The organism is Kitasatospora hibisci, from assembly GCF_043950205.1.
Classification (GTDB): domain Bacteria; phylum Actinomycetota; class Actinomycetes; order Streptomycetales; family Streptomycetaceae; genus Kitasatospora; species Kitasatospora hibisci.
The window spans coordinates 4,610,215-4,630,915 of sequence record NZ_CP171642.1; the positions used below are offsets into that span (position 1 = coordinate 4,610,215).

The 20,701-nt window shown below is 69.6% G+C and carries 20 protein-coding genes and 2 tRNA genes; 21 read left to right on the top strand and 1 reads right to left on the bottom strand.

The annotated features are described in order from the left end of the window. Nucleotides 1-282 precede the first annotated feature (282 nt). Together ACF9IK_RS19935 and ACF9IK_RS19940 are read left to right on the top strand one after the other, a co-directional pair. A complete protein-coding gene (locus ACF9IK_RS19935) occupies nt 283-1,602 on the top strand; it encodes a C40 family peptidase (RefSeq protein ID WP_395295538.1) in 1,320 nt (439 codons plus the stop codon). A gap of 164 nt (nt 1,603-1,766) precedes the next feature. Beyond that, on the top strand, nt 1,767-3,071 hold the full coding sequence (locus ACF9IK_RS19940) for a GNAT family N-acetyltransferase (protein WP_395295539.1): 1,305 nt from the start codon (nt 1,767-1,769) through the stop codon (nt 3,069-3,071). Nucleotides 3,072-3,194: 123 nt separating this feature from the next. Here ACF9IK_RS19940 and ACF9IK_RS19945 read toward each other — a convergent pair whose 3' ends face one another. Further along, the gene (locus tag ACF9IK_RS19945) at nt 3,195-3,701 is read right to left on the bottom strand and encodes a TetR family transcriptional regulator C-terminal domain-containing protein (RefSeq protein ID WP_395295540.1); all 507 of its coding nucleotides are present in this window, start codon (nt 3,699-3,701) and stop codon (nt 3,195-3,197) included. Nucleotides 3,702-3,768: 67 nt separating this feature from the next. On the opposite strand from ACF9IK_RS19945, the gene ACF9IK_RS19950 reads away from it, so the two are divergent. The 19 genes from ACF9IK_RS19950 (at nt 3,769) to ACF9IK_RS20040 (ending at nt 20,695) form a co-directional block, all read left to right on the top strand. Then, complete coding sequence (locus ACF9IK_RS19950; protein WP_395295541.1) at nt 3,769-5,670, top strand: recombinase family protein; 1,902 nt, start codon at nt 3,769-3,771, stop codon at nt 5,668-5,670. A gap of 450 nt (nt 5,671-6,120) precedes the next feature. Beyond that, nucleotides 6,121-6,192, top strand: a tRNA-Glu gene (locus tag ACF9IK_RS19955). A 29-nt stretch (nt 6,193-6,221) separates the two neighbouring features. After that, nucleotides 6,222-6,296 (top strand) — tRNA-Leu (locus ACF9IK_RS19960). A 152-nt stretch (nt 6,297-6,448) separates the two neighbouring features. Next, nucleotides 6,449-6,580 carry a hypothetical protein gene (locus ACF9IK_RS19965; RefSeq protein WP_395295542.1) on the top strand — a complete coding sequence of 44 codons (132 nt, stop codon included), beginning with the start codon at nt 6,449-6,451 and terminating at the stop codon, nt 6,578-6,580. A 610-nt stretch (nt 6,581-7,190) separates the two neighbouring features. Then, entirely contained in the window at nt 7,191-7,637 is a 447-nt protein-coding gene (locus ACF9IK_RS19970) for a hypothetical protein (RefSeq protein ID WP_051741654.1), read from the top strand. Continuing rightward, a complete protein-coding gene (locus ACF9IK_RS19975) occupies nt 7,637-9,274 on the top strand; it encodes a terminase (protein ID WP_395295543.1) in 1,638 nt (545 codons plus the stop codon). The genes ACF9IK_RS19970 and ACF9IK_RS19975 overlap by 1 nt, the downstream gene beginning before the upstream one ends. A gap of 31 nt (nt 9,275-9,305) precedes the next feature. Beyond that, on the top strand, nt 9,306-10,682 hold the full coding sequence (locus ACF9IK_RS19980) for a phage portal protein (protein WP_395295544.1): 1,377 nt from the start codon (nt 9,306-9,308) through the stop codon (nt 10,680-10,682). Further along, nucleotides 10,679-11,464, top strand: a complete 786-nt coding sequence (locus tag ACF9IK_RS19985) for a hypothetical protein (RefSeq protein ID WP_395295545.1) — start codon at nt 10,679-10,681, stop codon at nt 11,462-11,464. Before ACF9IK_RS19980 ends, ACF9IK_RS19985 begins: the two co-directional genes overlap by 4 nt. After that, a complete protein-coding gene (locus ACF9IK_RS19990; protein WP_395295546.1) occupies nt 11,442-11,957 on the top strand; it encodes a capsid assembly scaffolding protein Gp46 family protein in 516 nt (171 codons plus the stop codon). Before ACF9IK_RS19985 ends, ACF9IK_RS19990 begins: the two co-directional genes overlap by 23 nt. An 18-nt stretch (nt 11,958-11,975) precedes the next feature. Then, a complete protein-coding gene (locus ACF9IK_RS19995; protein WP_395295547.1) occupies nt 11,976-12,860 on the top strand; it encodes a P22 phage major capsid protein family protein in 885 nt (294 codons plus the stop codon). Between the two features lie 81 nt (nt 12,861-12,941). Continuing rightward, nucleotides 12,942-13,319: a hypothetical protein gene (locus ACF9IK_RS20000; protein ID WP_395295548.1), complete on the top strand. Its 378-nt coding sequence runs from the start codon at nt 12,942-12,944 to the stop codon at nt 13,317-13,319. Next, entirely contained in the window at nt 13,307-13,663 is a 357-nt protein-coding gene (locus ACF9IK_RS20005) for a hypothetical protein (RefSeq protein WP_395295549.1), read from the top strand. Before ACF9IK_RS20000 ends, ACF9IK_RS20005 begins: the two co-directional genes overlap by 13 nt. Beyond that, nucleotides 13,656-13,964 carry a hypothetical protein gene (locus ACF9IK_RS20010; protein WP_395295550.1) on the top strand — a complete coding sequence of 103 codons (309 nt, stop codon included), beginning with the start codon at nt 13,656-13,658 and terminating at the stop codon, nt 13,962-13,964. Before ACF9IK_RS20005 ends, ACF9IK_RS20010 begins: the two co-directional genes overlap by 8 nt. Further along, nucleotides 13,965-14,345, top strand: coding sequence for a hypothetical protein (locus tag ACF9IK_RS20015; RefSeq protein WP_395295551.1), 381 nt, complete (start codon nt 13,965-13,967; stop codon nt 14,343-14,345). Nucleotides 14,346-14,367: 22 nt separating this feature from the next. Next, the gene (locus ACF9IK_RS20020) at nt 14,368-14,943 is read left to right on the top strand and encodes a hypothetical protein (protein WP_073924556.1); all 576 of its coding nucleotides are present in this window, start codon (nt 14,368-14,370) and stop codon (nt 14,941-14,943) included. A gap of 120 nt (nt 14,944-15,063) precedes the next feature. Next, nucleotides 15,064-15,366: a hypothetical protein gene (locus ACF9IK_RS20025; RefSeq protein WP_395295552.1), complete on the top strand. Its 303-nt coding sequence runs from the start codon at nt 15,064-15,066 to the stop codon at nt 15,364-15,366. Between the two features lie 497 nt (nt 15,367-15,863). After that, a complete protein-coding gene (locus ACF9IK_RS20030; protein WP_395295553.1) occupies nt 15,864-18,356 on the top strand; it encodes a phage tail tape measure protein in 2,493 nt (830 codons plus the stop codon). 10 nt (nt 18,357-18,366) lie between these two features. After that, nucleotides 18,367-19,578: a phage distal tail protein gene (locus ACF9IK_RS20035; RefSeq protein WP_395298622.1), complete on the top strand. Its 1,212-nt coding sequence runs from the start codon at nt 18,367-18,369 to the stop codon at nt 19,576-19,578. Nucleotides 19,579-19,591: 13 nt separating this feature from the next. Beyond that, complete coding sequence (locus tag ACF9IK_RS20040; RefSeq protein ID WP_395295554.1) at nt 19,592-20,695, top strand: hypothetical protein; 1,104 nt, start codon at nt 19,592-19,594, stop codon at nt 20,693-20,695. Nucleotides 20,696-20,701 lie beyond the last annotated feature (6 nt).

A 20,701-nucleotide genomic window follows, 5' to 3' on the forward strand; every position in this document is an offset into this window, starting at 1 on the left:
GCCGGAGTCGAGGCCCGGTCGGATCGCCGGTGACAGGTGCGGGCCGGCCGGGTATCGAGGGCGGGACAGCGGGACGGCTGGAGCCCGGGTGCCGGTCGGATCATCCGACAGCTCACCCGCCCGGCCCGCGCGGGCTTCGGACGGGAAGGCCGCCCGGCTTGAGAACATGGCGACGCGTAACCGAATTGTCACGTGAAGGACTGTTTCGCCCGAATGCTTCTCGTCCTCGGGCGGACCGGTCCTCGACCGGAGAAGGTCCGAGACCCGAGAAGGGGATGTCCCGTGGCGCGCAGGCTCCTGCCGACCCTGCTGTTCTCCCTCACCGCACTGTTCGGGCTGCTCCCCGCCGCCGCGGCCGCCCCGGTCGGGCCGGACGCGGCCGCGGGCGCCGCTCCGGCCGATGCCCCCGCCGCGCAGCCGTTCCCCTCGGCCGAGGAGGTCGCCCGTGCCCGCGCCGAGGCCGACCGCCGAGCCGCATCGGTCGCCGTCATCGAGGCCGGGCTCACCGTCGCCAAGGCCGAACTCGACCGGGTCGGCCGGGCCGCCGAGCAGGCCGTCGAGGTCTACAACGGCGCCCGGCTCGCCCTGGCCCGGGCCCGCGCCGAGGAGGGCGCGGCGACCGGCCGGGCCGCCGCCGCCGAGACCGAGCGGGCCGAGGCCGCCGAGGAAGCTGCCGAGCTCGCCGCCGAAACGTACCGTCAGGGCACCTCGGCGGAGCTCTCCGCGATCAACGCCCTGTTCGGCGCCCACGGTCCGCGCGAGGCCGGCGACCAGGCGGCGGCGGTCGGCGTGGCCAGCGAACGCACCCGGCAGATCCTGGACACGGCCACCGCGACGGCGGCCGCCGCGGGCCGCGCAGCGGCCGAGGCCCGGGCGGCCGCCGAGGCCGCCGCCCGGGCCGAGGCCGAGGTCGGCGCGGCCCGGGAGCGGGCCCAGGCGCGGTTGGTCGGCCAGCAGAGCCAGGCGGTGGCCGTCGGCCGGCGGCGCGAGCAGCTGCTGACCGACCTCGCAGCCGCCCGCCACACCACCGTCACGCTGGAGCGGCAGCGGCGTGAGGCGTTGGAGGCGATCGCCGCCCGCGAGGCCGAGGCCGCTGCCCGGGCCGCTGCCGAGAGGGCCGCCGCAGAGCAGGCGGCGGCCGAGGCCGCTGCCGCCGAGGCGGCCCGCGCCGCGGCCGACGGACCCGCCGCGTCTGCCGGGGGCGTCACCGGTCCGCCGCCGGGCCGCCCGTGGTCCGCGGAGGGCGCGGCCGCCGCGGTCGCCTACGCCCGGGCCGCGATCGGCCTGCCCTACGTCTGGGGCGGCGAGGGCCCGGGCGGTTACGACTGCTCGGGGCTGACCATGATGGCCTGGCGCCAGGGCGGCCGGCAGCTCAACCACTTCGCCGCCGACCAGTACGCGCAGAGCACCCCGATCGGCTACCGCGAACTGCGCCCCGGCGACCTGGTCTTCTGGACGGACACCGGCCGCGCCGCCGACATCCACCACGTCGGCCTCTACATCGGTGACGACCAGATGATCGAGGCCCCGCGCCCCGGTATGCCGATCAAGCAGGCCAGCCTCTGGATCATGGGCACCCCGGACTTCTACGCCCGCCCTTAGGCCCTGCCCGGCCCTGCCCGGCCCCTGGCGCCGCGGGGCCGCCGGCCCCTGGTCGTCGGGCCCGCGCCGGGCCGTTCGGCGCACCGCACCGGCCGCGCGCCGGCGCCGACCGGTACCGGATAAATGGGATGCCCGCTTCCGGGGGCCCGCCGTACCGTGGGCGAATGGGCAACGATGCGAACGGCGGGCCCCGTGATCCGGGGAGCGGCCGACTGGACGAGGGCACCGGCGCGGTCGAGATCCGGGCGATCGCCGAGGACGAGATCGAGCCGTGGGACAGGGCGCTGTCCCTGGGGTTCCTGCGCCCGCACGTGGAGAGCGCCGCCGACTACCGGCGCCTGCAGTGGGAGCCCGGCCGGCTGCTCGCGGCCGTCGACGACGGGCGCTTCGTCGCCACCTTCCGGAGTTTCGACGTCGAGCTGACCGTCCCCGGCGGGGCCGTCGTCCCGGCGAACGCCATCACCTCCGTCACCGTGAGCGCCACCCACCGCCGGCGCGGTCTGCTCCGCCGGATGATGTCGGCCGACCTCGCCGGCGCCCGCGCACGCGGGGCGGCCGTGGCGATCCTGATCGCCGCCGAGTACAACATCTACGGCCGGTACGGCTTCGGCCCGGCCACCCGCGGCCACGGCTGGAACATCGACCTGCAGCGCACCCGCGGCCTGCGGGCGGGCCTGCCCACCGTGCCGGGCGGGCGGATCGACTTCGCCACCATGGCCGAGATGCGCAAGCTCGGCCCCGAGCTGCACGATCGCTGGCGGCTCACCCAGCCCGGTGCGCTCGCCCGCGACGAGCTCTGGTGGAAGCGCCAGACCGGTGAGATCAAGGTGCCGGGCTTCGACTGGAAGGAACCGTTCGCCGCCCTCCACCGGGACGCCGAGGGCACCGTGACCGGCGCGGTGGTCTACAAGGTCGACGACAACTGGGACGGCAGCTACCCGAACTGCACCCTCACCGTCCTCGACTTCCTGGCCCTCGACCCGGCCACCGCCCGCGCGCTGTGGCGGTTCGTGTTCTCCGTCGACTGGGTGCGCAAGGTCGTGGTCGAGAACCTCGGCCCGGACGACCCGCTGCCGTTGCTGCTGGACGACCCGCGTGCCGCCACCCCGTACGCCGAGAACGCCGACTTCACGTGGGTGCGGGTACTGGACGTCGAGGCCGCCTTCAACGCGCGGACGTACGGCGCACCCGGCCGGATCGTCCTGGAGGTGGAGGACGGTGAAGGCTGGGCCGCCGGCCGCTGGGCCGTCGAGGTGGCGCCCGACGGCACCGGCCGCTGCACCCGGACCACCGACGGGGCCGACCTCGCGCTGACCGTCTCCCAGCTCGGCGCGCTGTACCTGGGCGGGGAGACCGTCCCGCGGCTCGCCGCCGCGGGCCTGGTGACCGAGCTGCGCCCGGGCGCCGCGGCCGCCGCCGACCTGCTGCTGCGCACACCGCTGGCCGGCTGGAACCCGGACGGCTTCTGAGCCCGCCTCGTCGGGGTCGACGCTGCGGCGTCGCCCCGCCGACGGGTGCTGCGCCGACGGGTGCGGCGCCGGACCCGCTGCCCGTGGCGCCGGACCGGGCAGCGGGTCCGGGCCGTCCGGGCGCTACCTGACGGCCGTCTTGCCGATGGTGGGCAGGATGAAGTCCTGGATGAGGCCCTTGGCGTCCCGGACTATCGGCCGGAACACCCGGTAGCGCGAGAGGTTGATGACCCGTGCGGCCATGGGTGTCGACCGCCGGACGAACTCCCGCGTCCGCTCGGTGTCCGGGGTCCGGTCGAAGACCCAGTAGAGCACCACGACCATGAGGTGCAGCCAGAGCACGTCGGGCAGCAGCTCCACCAGCTCGGTGTCCAGCTTCGGCGCGAGCTCGGAGCCCTCCAGCACGTCGCGGAAGAGCTGTACGGCGGTGGCCCGTGCCGGGTGGGAGTCGTTGGAGAACGGGCTCAGCGAGCTGCTCGGGTCGGCGGCGGTGCGGAAGAACTGCGCGGCGAACTCGTGGTACGGGGCGGCGGTGTCGAGCCAGGAGGCGAGGGCGATCTCCAACCGCTCCGCGAAGTCCCGGGTGTGCGCCATGCGGTTCCTGGCGTCCGCCGCGTGCTCGTACGTCATGCGGTCGTAGAACCCCTGGATCAGGAATTCCTTACTACTCCAACAGAGGTCTAGTACGGTCCTGACCATGGGAAACACCGAAACCAAGGCGCTGCACTGCCCCGCCGAGTGGGTAGAGATGATCGAACGGGCCATGTCTCAGGCCCTGCCCGCGCCCCGAATAGCCGGGCCCGACACCGTGCGAGTCGGCCTGATGATCCGCCAGTCCAAGGCCCGCGAGTACGAGATGCGGAAGAACCCGGACGGCACCGTAACCAAGGTGCGCAGCGACAACAGCCCCCGGGCGCAGCTTGACGGGGCGCTGCACCTGGTGAAGGCCCCGACTCACGCCGGCTGGCATGTGGCCCCGGAGCACGTGTTCGCCGACATCGGCGTGTCCGGGTGGGCCCCTGGTGTGAAGCGGCCCGGGTACGACGGAATGATGGAGGCCGTCACGAGTGGACTCCTGGACGTCGTAATCGTCTGGTCCCTGTCCCGGCTGTCCCGCAAGGGCGCGCTTGATGTCCTGTCGGTCATTGACGTTTTCGCCAAGCATGGCGTGCGGTTGGTTTCTGTCACCGAGCCGTGGCTTGACACCGACCCCAATAACCCGGTCGGTCAGGCGATTTTGGGTCTGACGGCCGCCCTGGCGGCGCAGGAATCCAACCAGAAATCGGTGTACATTACTGCGGCGCTGGACCAGATTCGCCAGCGTGGCGGCCACGTTTCCGGTATGGCGCCGTACGGACTTGAAATCGACCGCATCCTTGTCGACGGGGTAAAGGTCGGAAAGCTCAAGCCGAAGTTCGGGGATGAGGAAAATGCGCTTCCCAGTGATCACGTTCTGGACATCATCAATTACCGCCGTTTCAAGAGGATGACCGAGGACGAAATCTGCCTCAAGCTCAAGGAGCGGGGAATTAAGACTTCTCGCGGTAAAGAGGATTGGAACCGGCAGGCGGTTTATAAGATCCTCCGCGACCCTCGGTATGCCGGGTACTCCATTGAGCCCACGACGAAGATAGAAACGGACGAGGACGGGAACAAGAAGCGGACCCCGACCACATTCCTGCCTCAGATCATGTATGGGCCTGATGGGGAACCGGTGATGTTGCATGAGGGAATCATCACCCCCGAGGAATGGTGGGAGTTGCAGGAACTGATGGGCCGGGACGCTAAGAGCGTCACGCGTCGCAAGGAGCGGGACGGCGACGACTGGGTTGGTGTCTTCACCCGGCAGCGCATCCTCACCTGCCATGTGTGTGGGCGCCCCATGCAGAGCAACCCGGGCAGCGGCAAGAACAAGTACCCGTTCTATACCTGCAACACGGGCCCTGGAGGCCCCAAGGGGGCGGGGAAGCACAGCCAGGGCGTTACGGCCCGCCAGGTTGAGGAGCACCTGCCCCGTATGGCCTTCCAGCGCCTCTACGGCATGGACCAGACCGACCCCGAGGACCAGGCGTTCATCTCCACCGTGGCTCGCCGGTTTGCGGCCCAGGCCGATGGCGGTGAAAAGGCGGGCAAGCTCAAGGCGGCCAAGAAGGAACTTGAGCACGTACAGGGGGCGCTGACCAACCTTGCGGCGGACCGAGAGGCGGGTGTCTACACGGGCCCGACGATGGAAAAGCAGTACCGCGCTTCCGTGAAGCGCCTCACGGCTTCTGAGGTCCGGCTGATCAGCAAGATTGACCACCTTGAGGCCGAGCTAAACGGGCCGGTCGAATTGCCGTCCGAATGGTTCTCGGCGGAGCGCCAAGCCGACCCAATCGGCAAGGATTCCGCCTGGTCCAAGTGGGATTTGGACACACGCCGCGACTTCGTGGCCATGATGCTGGACAAGGTGGAGGTCAAGCCTGTCGGGCGCAAGGGCAACCACATGCCGGTGGTGGATCGTCTCGAAGTCTTCTGGGCTGGAACCTGTGAGGACGAGGACGAGGCGGACGAGGAGGGGCAGGTAGCGGACGAGATGGAGCAGGTAGAGGCCGTGTAAGCGCCTGACCGGTGGCCCGGATCGCAGAGCAAAATCTGTGATCCGGGCCACTTCCCTGTCCGGGCCCGGCCGGTGGCCGAAGCGGACGGCGCGAGCGGCTCCCAAGCGCAGAGTCACCACAGGTCACAGGAGGTGAGAATAAGGGCTGTAGAGATGTATTGATGTAGCTATGAACAACATCTAGCAACCACCCTAAGAGAGTCCGGCTTGTGTCCTCTGTGGGGCAAACCCGGAACCCCTTGCAGAACAGCATTCGTGCACGCGGCCCGCCCGCGCCGAGCCTTTACCACCCCCCATTAATCTCTCTGTAAGCGGGAAACGCGCGTGCGCGCAGTAACGCATGCGGCACCCTTTCCCGATCAGCCCCCGCCCGCTTCCTTGGGCGCTCCCTGCGGTAAGTCGCGTCTCTCCGGCGCACGCCGGTTGAGCGCTCGCCAGGGCGGGGGTTTTGGTGCCCTCGGCTAACGGTTAGGCCGCCCGCCTCTCACGCGGGTAGTGGGGGTTCGAATCCCCCGGGCACCGCATCGCAGTGTGAGATCTCACCCTGCCCTGTCCCGGTAGTCCAACCCGGCAGAGACGACGGCCTTAGACGCCGTGCGATGGGGGTTCGAATCCCTCTCGGGACACCCGTAGGAGGAACCCCTTGCCCGGTACGTCCGGACGCCCTGGCGTGTCCGTGGTGAAGCCCTCGGCCCCCAAGCCCGTACAGCCCAAGCCTGCCCCGCCTCGGGTCGCTGCACCGCCCATCGTGGTCGTGCCTCACCCCGTGGTGGTCCCCGTGGTCAGCGCCCCTGTGGTGCACCACCACGAGCCTGGCCGGCTGTCGGGGTGGGACGTGCTCGGCATGGTCCTGGCTATGGCCCTGGTGGTCACCGTGCTGTGGCTGGTCGCCCGTCGGTGGTGGGACTGAGTGCCCGGCTGGCAGGGCAGTGACCGGGCCAAGCGACTGCCCCGTGACTGGGCCACCCGCCGCCGGTTCGTGATGGACCGGGCAGGCTGGCGCTGTCAGTGGATACGCACCGACACGGGCGGACGCTGCCCCGAGCTGGCAACGGACTGCGACCACATCACCCCTGGCGACAACCACGACGTGGCCAACTTGCAAGCCCTGTGCGGCTATCACCACTCGGTGAAGTCCGGGCGCGAGGGCCGTGCGGGCAGTGACGCGGACCGGGCCCCTGGTGGCCGATGGTCACGGATGCGTGAGCTTCCGAAGCATCCCGGTTACGCAGGGTAGTGGGGGAGGACTCCCCTCCCTTCCTCCCCTATCGCTACGCCATAGCAGGAACCGGCCCGGCTACGGGTCTGGGACTTCCGATCTGATCTTTCGGTAACCCGCTGTGACCTGGCCTTTCGGCTGGTTGCCCCGGGTGACCCACGCGCGCGTGCACGTAACGCGCGCACGTGAGCGGCCCTCTGGCGGGCGTACAGCGCCCCCGGGCGGGATTCCTCGGCCGGGCCCCTCAACGGGCCGCAGACGGCCGTACAGGACTCCGCCCGCACCCAAGGAAGGGGGCCGCATGGCTGGCTTCGGGCCCCCGCCCAAGACCAACGCCCGCAGGACCAACGCCGACACGTTCGACCAGGACGTTGCCGAGGTCACCGCGGAATCCGTCGCCGCTCCCGAACTCCCCACGCCCAAGCGCTGGTTGTCGGCCACCCGGACGTGGTGGACCACCTGGTCCACCGCACCGCAGGCCGCCGTGTTCGTCGGGACCGACTGGCAACGGCTGGTCATGCTGCTGCCGCTGGTCGACGGCTACCACCGCGAGAAGGACCCACTCCGCGCCGCCAAGCTGCTGGCCGAGATCCGGCAGAACGAACAGTCCCTCGGTGCAACGCACTTGGACCGACTCCGCGCCCGCATCAAGGTCGCCGGCTCGGCCGAGGGCCCCGGCGAAGCCGTGGGCCAGGGCGCCGAGGTCATCGACCTGGCGGACTACGCCGCCATGTTCGGGGGCGCCTAGTGCAGACCGGCAACCTGCCCTCGGGCCTGCCCGAGCGCACCCTTGGCTGGCACATCATCGCCTGGTGTTCCCGGTACATCCGCCAGCCGGACGGCGAACACGCGGGCCGACCTTGGCAGTTCACGCGCGAACAGGTCACGTTCGTGCTCTGGTTCTACGCGCTGGACGACGCCGGGAAATTCGCGTACCGCCGTGCGATCCTCCGCCGCTCCAAGGGCTGGGGTAAAAGTCCCCTCTTGGCTGCCTTGGCCATCGTGGAATTCATCGGCCCGTGCCGACCCGACCCCGGACGATTCGTCCGTGACCCGTTCGGGAATCTCCACCCCGCTGGCCGGGCCGAGAACGCCCCGCACGTCCAGATGGCCGCTGTTTCCGTACAGCAGGCATACAACACCATGGACGCCGTACGCGGAATGTTGGTCGAATCTCCGGCCGTCCGGGATTACAACCTGGATGTCGGCAAGACCGTAATTCAATTCGCTGATGGCAGGCCCGGAAAGATCGAGCCGGTAACGGCTTCGAGTGCATCCCTTGAGGGTGCCAGGCCGACATTCGTTGTCGCGGACGAAATCCATCACTGGACGAAGTCCACCGGCGGGTTCGCCATGGCCCGAGTGCTTTCCCGAAATCTCGGGAAAAGGCCCGGCGGTATGGCGCGCATGGTCATGACGACCAACGCCCATGCCCCGGGTGAGAACTCGGTGGGCGAGCAGGAATACGACGCGTTCATTGACATCAAGATGGGCAAGGCCCGTCGGACCAATGACGTTCTGTACGACTGCCGCGAGGCGCCGCCGGATGTCGACCTGGCCGACGCGGACCAGCTCCGCGAGGCCCTGCGGGTCGCGTACGGGGATTCGACGTGGGTCGACCTCGGCCGAGTCATGGCCGAGATCTACGACCCCACGTCCGACCCCTCGGAGATGCGCCGCTTCTACCTCAACCATGTGGTCGCCAGTAGCGATTCGTGGTTGGACCCGGCCGAGGTGGACGCCGTGGTCCTGGCCGGCCTCGGTGGTGCCCCGGAGCCTGGCGCCCTGGTGGCGCTTGGTTTCGACGGGAGCAAGAGCGACGACGCTACCGCCCTGGTGGGTGTCGACGTGGAGACCGGCCACGCGTGGGTTGTGGGCGTCTGGGAACGCCCGGACGGCCCCGACGCGATCGGCTGGGAGGTTCCCCGGCCCGACGTGGACAAGGCCGTCCGCGACACGTTCGAGAACTTCGACGTGGTGGCGTTCAACGCCGATGTCGCGTTCTGGGAAAGCTACGTCGACCAGTGGGCCGAGGACTTCCGGGAGCACCTTTTCACCAAGGCCAGCCCCAAGCACTCGGTCGCATTCGACATGCGCAACCGGCTGCGGGATTTCACCCGGGCCGCCGAGGCGACACACGCCGCCATTGTCGAGGGTGCCCTTTCCATTGAGGACCACCCGTCGCTGATCCGGCATCTCAAGAATGCCAGGCGCCGGCCGAACAACTACGGCATCGGATTCGGCAAGCAGTCCCGTGAATCGCCCCACAAGGTGGACGCCGCGGCTGCTTTTGTCCTGGCCCGAGAAGCCCGACGTACGGCCCTTGAGGCCGGAGTCATTGAAAAGAGGGCCCGAAAGGCGCCCGGCACGTTCGTGAGTTTCTAGGGAGTTTCACCTTTTGGCGGGAGCACTTGACATGCTGCCCGGTGCTCTCGCCATTCGATCGGCGGAGTCTGCCCGGGTTCAGCGAATAGCAAGCGCCCTGCGTGGCGAATTCCGCGAGTCGTACATGCCCAAGACGTACGACCGCGAATACAAGGTAATGCGGGAGCGGGCCATTGCGAATTGGCTCCCCCTGGTGGTCGACGTGACCGCCGAGAACCTGTTCGTGGAGGGGTTCCGGCGCCCGGACTCGGGCGACGACCTGTCCGTCTGGGACATCTGGCAGGCCAACCGCTTGCAGATGCACCAGACCGTGGTGCACCGCAGCGCGCTGGCCTATGGCGTCAGCTACGTCACGGTCCGGCCCGGCGACCCGTTCCCGGTCATCCAGTCGGCGCCGTCGACCAGTTGGACCGTGCACTACGCCGAGCCCGGCGACGAGTGGCCCCTGTGGGCCCTGCGCCGGATGCGTTCGGTGCAGATGTCCGACGACTCGGACGGCACGCTGTTCGAGCTGTGGGACGACGCCACGGTGACGTTCGTTCGGGTGCCCGGCGACGGGTCCAGCCTGGACGACCCCTCGGCCGTCGAGATCCACGAACCGCCGGTCGCCCACGGCCTCGGTGTCTGCCCGGTCGTTCGTTTCGTCAACCGTCTGCCGATGGACGACGGCGCGGTCCCGGTCGGTGAAGTCGAACCGCTGATCCCGATTCAGGAGCGCTTGAACGAGACGACCCTTGGTCTGCTCATGGCGCAGAACTACAGCGCGTTCCGGCAGCGTTGGGCCACCGGCCTGGCGATCCCGCGTGACCCGGCCACCGGCCAGGCCGTCGAACCGTTCTCCGCCGCCGTGAACCGGCTGTGGATGACGGACAGTCCCACCGCGCAGTTCGGGGAGTTCGGCCAGACCGACCTGTCCGGGTTCCTCAACTCGATTGAGGCCGGGGTCCGGGGCATGGCCGCCATCGCCCAGGTGCCCGTGCACACGCTGCTGGGCTCCCTGGTGAACCTGTCAGCCGAGGCCCTGACGGCTGCTCAGGACGGTTTGCGGCACAAGGTGGATGAACGTCGGACCCTGTTCGGGGAGTCGTGGGCGCAGGTGCTCCGCCTGGCCGCAGCAGCAGCCGGCGACCTGGCCACCGCCGAGGACACGTCCGCCCGCATCGTGTGGCGTGACACCGAGTCCCGGTCCCTTCCCGCCACCGTGGACGGCCTCGGCAAGGCCGCGCAGATGCTCGGCATTCCCCCCGAGGGCCTGTGGTCGCGCATCCCCGGCGTCACTGCTGCGGACATCGCGTACTGGCGAACCCTCAAGGACAACGCCGCCGTCGCCGGGGCCATGGCCCAGTTCTTCACCGGTTCCCCGGGCGTGGACGGGCCTGTCCCGGCCGCGCAGGGCCTGGCCGCATGACGGCCGCCACCGAGCTGGCGCAGGCCCTCACGCGGGCGCACGGCGCCGCACAGGGCGGACTCGTCTCGGGCGCCCTACGGCGTGTCCTCACGTTGTGGGGCGTCCTGGACATCGAGAACCTGGACGACTCGTTCGCCGAGTATCTGCGCCTGGCGGAACCGGTGTTGGCCGAGGCCAAACACAACTCGGCCAAGGCAGCGGCGGGTTACTACGACATGCTGCGGGCCGCCGAGGGCGTCCCCGGGACCAGCCAGGCCGGGCGCTTCCTGGCCGACCTGGTGACCTCGGGAGAGATGGAACTCACCCTTGGGCCGATCGGCCCGACCTACATCCGCAAGGCCATGGCGGACGGCATGACCTTCGAGCAGGCCGCCCGCGCCGCGTGGGTCAAGCAGTCCGGCCAGATGTCACACAGCATCCTCGGCGGCTCCCGGGACACCCTCGCCCACCGCATCGAACGGGACGACCGCGCCATTGGATTCCAACGCGCCCCGTTCGACCGGAATTGCTGCGCGTTCTGCGGCGTCCTGGCCAGCCGGGGCGCTGTCTACAAGGCCCGGGGCGCCGCCATCACGGCGAAGAACGGCAAGCGGTACCACACGCATTGCCGCTGCCAGCCGCAGCCCGTGTTCCGGGCCGGTACGCCGCTGTCCGACGCGGGCCAGCGATTCCACAAGCTCTACGCCGACCACGGCGACATCAACGAAGTCCGCCGCCACCTGGACGGCCGGACGACCAAGAACGAAGCGGAGAAACCGAGTGGCGGAAGCGCCGACGACTGAGACCACCCCGGCCCCCGAGGCGACCGCCACCGAGCCCACCCCGGCCCCCGCGCCGGCTGCCCTCTCGGCCCCGGCCGTGTCGGCCGCCGAGCTGGACACCTACCGGGCTGCCGTCGCCGAGCTCAAGGCCCTCAAGGACGCCCAGCTCAGCGAGCAGGAGCGCGCCCAGCAGGCCGCCAAGGACGCCGCCGACCGGGCCGCCGCAGCAGAGGCCGAGCTTGCCGACCTGCGGGCCGCGCAGACGCGCGCCAAGGTCGCCGCCGAGCACGGCCTACCGGCCGCCCTGGCGGACCGCCTCAAGGGCGCCACCGCCGAGGAGCTGGCCGCCGACGCCAAGGCCCTGGCCGACCTGCTCAAGGGCGCCGCGACCGCCAACCTGCGGACCCGCCCCACCCCGACCGTTCCGACCGGCGGCGCCGTCGACACCGGCACCACGGGCGACATCGACCCCATGAAGCTGGCGGCCACCGTGCTGGCCCGCCGCCTCGGCTAAGAAAGGCCCTAACTCCCTTTGGCTGACCACGCTTTCAACCTGGCCAAGGTCTACTCCAAGGCAGCTATCCCGCTGCTCAAGGAACAGCTCGTCCTAGGCCGTCTCGTCTTCCGTGACGCCGAGCGCGATTTCGTCGGCGGTGTCGGCACCGTCGTGAACATCAAGAAGCCCGGCACGCTGCTCGCGCGAGAGACCACGCTCAAGAACAAGGTGCCCATCACCACGGACACCGTGGATGAGGGCACCGAGCCGGTCACCATCGACCGCCACGTCTACTCGGCCGTCGACCTCACCGAGGAGGACGCCAACCTCAACGTCGAAGACTACGCGAGTCAGATCCTTGACCCGCAGGTGCAGGCCGTCGCCGACAAGGTCGAGGCGAACCTTGCCACCGAGATGAACAAGGTTCCGGCGGGCGCCGGTTCCCTGCTCATCGACGCCGCGAACCCGTCCAGCGCCTACAAGGCGATCAAGGACGCGGGCATCGCGTTCGACAAGCGGAAGATCAACCGCACCGGCCGCATCCTGGTCGTCTCCCCGGACATCCTGTCCGTGCTTCTGGAGGACGACAAGATCATCCGTCTGGACGCTGCGGGTGAGGGCGGCGCCCTGCGGGATGCCAACATCGGCCGTCTGTCCGGCTGGAACCTGTTCCTGTCCAACCAGATCAACGGCGCGATCGGCTTCACCAGGGAGGCGTTCGCGCTGGTCGTCCGCGCACCGCGCAAGCCCGAGGGTGCGACCTTTGCCGCCACGGCCGACGGCCAGGGCTACGCGCTGCGGTACCTGCGGGACTACAACAGCGACACCCTGACGGACCGTTCCGTGGTGTCCACCCTCATGGGTGTCAGCACCCTGGACAGCAGCCGCGCCATCGGTCTGAAGCTCAAGCCCGCCGCGTAACACCCCCGGGGGTCAGTGTGAGATCTCACGCTGGCCCCCGCCGAGTTGGGCGGAGGGCCCCTGTACGCAACCGCTGACGACGTGTCGGCCCGCCGTCCCGTTCCCATCGGGGACGCCGAGCGGGCCCGGGTGGCGATCCTCTGCGAGGACGCGTCCGCCCTGATCCTGGCCGAGGCTGGCACCCCGCTGCCCGAGGCCGCCCTACCGGTCGCCAAGGTGCTGGCTGTGCGCATGGTCGGCCGGGCGCTGGACAACCCTGGCGGGTTCACCGCCGAGACCATCGGCAGCTACAGCTACCAGCGCGACGCCTCGGCGTCCGCCGGCCTCGGCCTCACCGAGGACGAACGCGCCCAACTCCGGCGCCTGGTGGGCCTGCCGCAGACCGCCAGTCCCAAGCTCGGCCTCGGCTACGACCGGGCCGACCGGCGAACCGTCACGGATGTGGGGTGGCCGGACTGATACCGCCGTCCCTGCTGCCGCACCGCGCGCTGGTCGAGCGGCCCACCCGCAGGACGGACCGGTACGGCGCGTCCGTGGACGACTGGTCCACGTCGACCCGCGCCGAGTACCCCGCGTGGATCGAGGACCAGGGCGCCGAGCTGTTCGGCCGCCCCGCCCCCGGCGGGTATCGCACAAGCCTGCTGGTCCTTCCCCCGGACGCCGACCTGTCCCTGTCCGACCGCATCACGGTCGACGGCCAGACGTACCAACTCGCCCGCCCCGCACGGCTGGTGAGGACCGCCGTAGGGCCCCACCACGTCGAGGCCGAGCTGACCAACTACGAGGGGGTCAAGCGTGTCTGACGTGCGCGTGGAGATCGACGCCGCATCCCTGGACGCTATCGCCCAGGACCCCGAGATCCTGGCCGTTCTGGTCCGCAAGGCCCAGGAGGTCAAGGCCAAGGCCGTGGCCATCGCGCCGCGCCAATCCGGCGACTACGCGGGCAAGTTCAAACTCCGCTCCGGAGTGAATAACGGCAAGGCGTTCGCGCAGGTCGCCAACACCGACCCCGCCGCGAACGTCATCGAACTCGGCGCTCGGGGCGGCAAGAACCCCAAACACCGTGTACTCGGCCGGGCCTTGCAGTCCATCCGGGAGGACTAGTTGATCGTCTTCCCCGACGCCGAGGCCCTGGCGCTGGCCCACCTGCGGGCCGCCCTGCCCACCCTGCGGTGCGGCACCGAGCTGCCCGCCGTCGCGGACGGCCGCATGTTCCTGGTGGTCGGCCGGACGGGCGGGTCCATGACCTGGCCCGTACTCGACACCGCCGCCCTTGACCTTGAGGTGTGGGGCCCCGACCGGGCCGAGGCGCACGACGCCCTACAGGCCGCCCTAGGTGCCCTGTTGGCACTCGACCGCCAGCCCGGCCCCATCGCCTCCGTGCGGGTGACTTCCGCCCCGCAGTACGCCCCCGACGCCATCACCGGCGAACCGCGCTGGCTGGCGTCCATCGACCTTGCCACGCGGGCGACCCGATCGGAGTAACCCCCTGCCCAGCACCACCCCGATGTTCCAGCCCGAGCTAACCCGTGTCGCTACCGGGGGCGCCCTCTACAAGGCGCCGCTCGGCACCCCTCTCCCCGCCGCAGGCGTGGCCACCGACCTGACCAAGTGGACCAGCCTCGGCACCTTCACCGACGACGGCGTGTCCCATGAATTTTCCGAGGACACCGACGAGATCACGTCCTGGCAGAACGGCGTAGTGCGGACCCTGGTCAAGGGCCGCAAGCTGACCCTCAAGGTGTCCGCCCTGGAGTCCAGCAAGGCCGTCCTGGAGACCTTCTACGGCTCCGCCCTGACGGCCGGTGGAGACTCCAAGTCCGGTGTCCTGGACATCAAGGCGACCGTCAGCCGGCCCCGTGAGACGTACCTGTTCGAGTGGCAGGACGCCGTAGGCCAGATGTGGCGCCTGTACATCGCCGTCGGCCAGGTCAGCGACGTGGAATCGCCCAGCTTCAAGAACACCGAAGCCGTCACGTGGGGGTTCACCCTCTCCGCCCTCGGCAACGCCGGTTCCCTGGCGCAGTGGCAGATCACGGACGCACCGGTCCTCACTGCGGCCGGGATCACCGTCACCCCGTAACGGGGGTGGCCCCAACTCCCCGAGGCGGCCCCGTGATGCGGGTCCGGGGCCCCTCGGGGGCAGTGTGAGATCTCACGCTGCCGACCCGCAACGACCCGCAGCACCACAGGAGATACCTACTTGAGCAAGCCCAACGGCGCCCGCTACCGCCTGGCCACCCTGCGGCAGAACGCCGCCGCCCGCCTCGGCGGCGACACCATCGAGTTCGAGACCCCGGACGGCGCCGAGTTCGCCATCCCCGCCCCCGGATTCTGGGACGACGACGTGAAGCTGTGCATCAAGGCCGGTGACGACGTGGGCATGGCCCGCGCCCTACTCGCCGACCGCTACGAGGAGTTCCGCCAGGCCGGTGGCCGCGCGGACGACCTCGGCCTACTGTTCCGCGCCTACGCCGAGGGCCAGGACTCCACCGTGGGGGAATAACGGCGCTCGCCGACTACCTCACCGAGCACTACCCGGACCTGGACGCGGACTTCCGGCGCCTGTACCGGTTCGACCTGCACGCGGACGTGGGCACCCACGCCCTGACGTGGGGCCGCTTCCGGGACCTGCTGGCACGGTTGCCCGCCGACTCCTGCCACGTGCGGGCGCTCTCGGGTGAGGACGTGGGCGAGTGGACCCTTGACCGCCACCTGTTGGCATCTCAGATCGACCACATGCGGTCGACCAATTGGCTTATCGGCGCCCTTCTAGTGGCGCTCGGAGGGGCGAGGAAGAATCCCGTTCCCGAACCGTCTCCCGTTCCCCGCCCCGGGGTGGAGGCGAAGAAGCCGAACGAAAGTAGGGGATTCATGGCGCTGGCTGCCCGAATGGGCCAGCGTCCGCTAATTCGATAGGTGGTGCGCGTGCCCGGTCGGGGTAATGCAATTCGGGCCGGGTCCGCTTACGTTGATATCCGCGCGGGTGACACATCGAATTTGGTGAGCGGTGTCACCGATGCCGCGCGGGAGGCTGGAAACCGGGCCAGCAATGAGCTTGAGTCCACGATTGGTGAGGCTCCCGGAGGAAAGTCCGGTCAGGGGTTCGCCGCCGGTTTCGGCGGAAAGCTCAAGGCCGGAATAGCCGGGGCCGCACTGGCAGCCGGCGCCCTGCTCGCACAGGGCATCGGGGACGCGCTGGAACACGGCGCGATAAAGAGCCGACTCCAAGCCCAGCTAGGCACCACCAACGAGGCCGCGGCCTCGGCCGGAAAGCTCGCTGGAAAGCTCTACTCAAAGGGTGTCACCGAGGATTTCCAGACGGCCGCCGACACCATCAAGGCCGTAATGCAGTCCGGTATTGCCCCGCCGGGCGCGACGAACGACCAGCTACAGGCCATCTCCACCAAGGTGGCCGATGTCGCCGGGGTCTTCGACCAGGACCTTGGCGGGGTCACGAACGCGGTTTCGCAGATGCTGCGGACCGGTCTGGCGCCGAATGCCGAGGCCGCCCTTGATGTTCTGACCAAGGGATTTCAGAACGGCACGAACAAAGCCGACGATCTCGTTGACACGTTCAACGAATACGGCGTCCAGTTCCAAAAGCTCGGCCTTGACGGACCGGCCGCCCTCGGCCTGATATCGCAGGCCGTTCAAGCGGGCGCGCGGGATTCAGACGTAGCGGCCGATGCGCTCAAGGAATTCAGCATCCGGGCAATTGACGGAAGCACCACTACGGCCGCCGGATTCAAGGCCATCGGCTTGGACGCCGAGGACATGGCCGCCAAGATCGGCCAGGGCGGAAAGACGGCCAGCGACGGCCTTGCCCTGACGCTCCAAAAGCTCAAGGAAATACCCGATCCCGTCGCCCGGTCACAGGCCGCCGTAGCACTTTTCGGAACTCAGAGCGAAGACCTCGGGGCCGCGCTTTACGCGATGGACCCGAGCAATGCCGTTGCTGCACTCGGGGAAGTCGGCGGCGCCGCCGAGAAGATGGGCAACGCCCTTCGGGACAATGCCCAAAGCAAGATCGAGGTTTTCAAGCGCAGCATTTCCGAGGGCGTCACGAACGCCGTCGGCGGCTACCTGATCCCGTGGGTTGAGCGTGGCGCCTCGGTCGTCGGGTCCGTCCTCGGCCCGGCCTTCACCAAGGGCCGGGAGGTCGCCACCGAGCTGTTCAGCGGCATCGGTTCCGGCTCCGGGATCGTGTCCGAGGTCGGCGGCAAGCTGTCGTCCCTGGCGGACACGGCCAAGGTCTATGTCCTGCCCGCCGTGCAGGGCCTCGGGGACGTGGTGGTCGGTAAGTTGCTGCCCGCGTACCAGTCCGTCGCCTCGGCGGTCGCCTCGGGTTTTCTGCCGCTGTTCCGCACCGTCGGCAGCATCCTGACGGACACCGTGTTCCCCGCCGTGATGCGGGTGTACGGCGCCGTCTACGAGAACTTGACGCCCATCGTGTCGGCTGCCGCCGACGTGATCCGCCAGTACGTCGCCCCCGGCGTCCAGATGCTCGGCGAGAAGCTGACCGAGGTCTACACCAAGGCGCAGCCGGTGATCTCGGTCATCGTGACCGTCACGGAGACCGTCGCCAAGTTCGCCGCGCGCCTGCTCGGCGAGGTCATCCCGCCCGTCCTGCGCTTCGCGGGCGAAGTGCTCGGGAACCTGTTCAACGCCCTTGGTACTGCCATCGGTTGGGTCGGCAACGTCATTGACTGGCTGGTCCGTCTCGGCCGTGGCGTGTCCGATGCGGCGGGATCTGTCGGCCGGTTCGCCGGCTCTGTCCGCGACCACTTCGAGAGCTTCAAGTCCGCTGTGTCGAACGGCTGTTCCGAGGCCGTCTCGTACGTGACCGGCTTGCCGGGACGGTTCGTCAGCGGCTTGTCCAGTCTCGGCAGCTACCTGGCGCGGGCCGGACGCGACGGCTTCAACGACATGAAGGGCGCCGTAACGGACGGCGCGGGCAAGGTCGTTGAGGAAGCCAAGGCCCTGCCCGGCAAGATCTCAACCGGGATCGGCAACCTGGGATCGCTGCTGGTCGGCGAGGGCCGCCACGTGGTCGAGGGCCTGTGGCAGGGCATCCAGAACGCCGGTGGCTGGATCAAGGACAAGGTGTCCGGGTTCGTCAGCTCCGTGATCCCCGGCCCCATCAAGGACGCCCTCGGCATCCACTCCCCGTCCCGCGTCACCGCCGAACTTGGCATGTGGGCAGGCCGGGGCCTGGTGGTCGGCCTTGAGGCCACCGCCCCCGAGATGCGCCGCACCGCCGAGGGATACGCCCTCGGCATGGCCGACGCCCTCACCACCGGCCCCCGCGCCGTTCCGGCCCTGGCGGTCGGCACCGCCCCCGCCCTGGCGCGCGACGCCATCGCCCCCACCGAGGGGGCCAGCGTCAGATCTAACGCTGCCGGGGCCGGGGTCACGGTCAACGTCCGCACCGACGCGGACCCCTACGAGATCGGCCGGGCCATCGCGTGGGACACCCGATACGGAGGGAGGTAACCGCTTGGCAGTGGCCGCCCCGGTCATCACCCTGACCGGCGTCACTGAATCAACCGTCACCATCACCATCACGGCGCCCGTGGCGGGGGCAACCCGCTACGCGGCCCGGGTGGTCGCCCTCACTGGCGCCCCCGTCGCCCACGACAGCGTGACAAGCCAGTTCACGGGCACCAAGGCCCTGACGCTCGGCAACGACTCGGCGGGCAACGCTGCGGACTACCCGCTGAATGCGGGCACCATCTACCGCGCCGAGGCCAAGGCCGGGGACGCCACCACGTGGGGGCCGTGGTCGGCGCAGGTGGAGTTCACCACCACCGGCAACCCGCCCCCGCCCGTGCAACTCCCCACGCCCGAGACCGGCGTCACGATGTCGTTCGCCGCCGAGTCGTGGACGGCCCACTACGGTGGCGTCCTGCTCGGCGGCCCCTCGGCCATCGTGCTGCAAGAGGTCACCGGACTGCTGGACGCCCCCGAAGTGCGCGGCACCGACCGGGCCCTGTTGCAGCGCAACGGCCTGGCGACCGGCACGGACTACCTCGGCGGACGCATCGTCCACCTGGCGTTCGTCGTCCTGGACGGCCCCAAGAACGTCGAGGACACCCTTGCGGCGTTCCAACCCGGCGGCCCGTTGAAGCCCTTCCGGTTCTCCTTTCCCGGCGTCGCCGGGGGCGCTGGCCGGCTGCTGGCCAAGGTCCGCAAACGGGATGTCCGCCTGGACCAGTCGTACGCCTACGGGGGCGTCCGGGTGGCCGTCGAACTCTTCTGCCCGGATCCGCTGTTGTACTCGGACACCGAGGCCACGACCCCGGTCCTGCCGGTCACACCGCGCGGGTCCGTGAAGGTGTTCCCGCTCAAGTTCCCGTTCGGGTTCATGAAGGCGGGCGCCATCGGCATGTCCGCCCCGATCCCTATCACCGTGGCGGGCAACACCCCGACCTGGCCCACCTTCACCGTCACCGGTCCCGTGTCGTCACCGAGCATCATCAACCGGTCCACGTCCGAACGCCTCACGGTGCAGATCGACGTACCGCCCCGCGAGGTGCTGACCATCGACACCCGCAGCCGCACCGTCCTGTTGAACGGGGCGAGCCGCTACGGGAACCTCACCGCGGATTCCCGGTGGTTCCCTTTCCGCCCCGGCGTCAACGATCTGATCCTTGACGACCTGTTGGGCGACAAGTCCCGTTCCGCAGTGGCGCGCTGGCGCTCTGCTTGGCTCTGAAAGAGGTACCCGCTTGCCTGGCGGACTCCGCGCCCCGCTCTACCTCAACAAGGGGGAGTACAACCCCGCCGACTTCCGGGCGATGCTCACCGACGTACGCGGCACCACCGTGGGCGTCGTCCCCGGGGCCACCGCCGACGGCCTCAAGGTCAGTGCGGTGTCCGGCAGTTCGGCCCGCGTGGCGGTAGCCGGCGGCCGGGCCTGGATTCCGGCCAGCACCACGGGCGTACGCAACCCCCGTGAGTGCTTCTACGTCGAACTGCCCGCCCCGGGTGTCGCGTTCAACCTGGCGACCCCGAGCGCCAGCGCCGACCGCTGGGACCTGATCGTTGCCCGGGTGTCCACCGACACCGACGCAACGGCGTTCGCCGAGGTGCCCCTTGCGAGCTTCGTGCCCGGGGACCTGACCGCCGGATGGACCCTGGACATCGTCAAGGGCACCGACGGCGGCGCCGTTCCTGCCGTGCCGTTCGACAGCTACCTGATCCTGGCCAAGGTCAAGGTCCGCAAGGGCTCAACGTCCCTGTCTGCCGCCGATGTCGAGGACGTGCGGTACACCAGCGCGGGCCAGGGCGACACCACCACCCTGGCGCCCATCCGTACGGCCCCCGGACAGGGCGTCGCCGCCGTGGCGGGCAGCCAGGCCCGGGGCGGACTCATCTACGCCACCGACGAGGACAGGTTGTACGTCAAGGGCGCCACGGACGCCCGGCCGGTGACCTACCGGCCCACCGTGTTCATGAGCTGCACCGGCAAGGGCGCCACCGGCTGGTGGGGCGCCGACGCCCCCGGTGGTGGCAACGGCCGCATGATCATGTTCGACGGCCCGGCCGTGCCGTACGACCGGATCGGCATCCTGTCGTACCAGATGCGCTACTCCTGCCCGCCCGGCCGCGAAGGCTGGACCTCGGCGTGGGTCCTGTCCAACGGCGTGTTCCAGTGGGAGAGCATGCGCAGCTACATGAACGCGGGCGGCGTCCACGCCGGTACCGCCCAGGTACAGATCCCCAAGAACACCGCGCTGGCCGTCTACATCTACCTGTACAGCCAGGGCGGTAGCCACCAGTTCGACGAGTGGCAGAGCAACGGCCAGATGACCGTGATCCCCGCCGAGTAGGAGGCC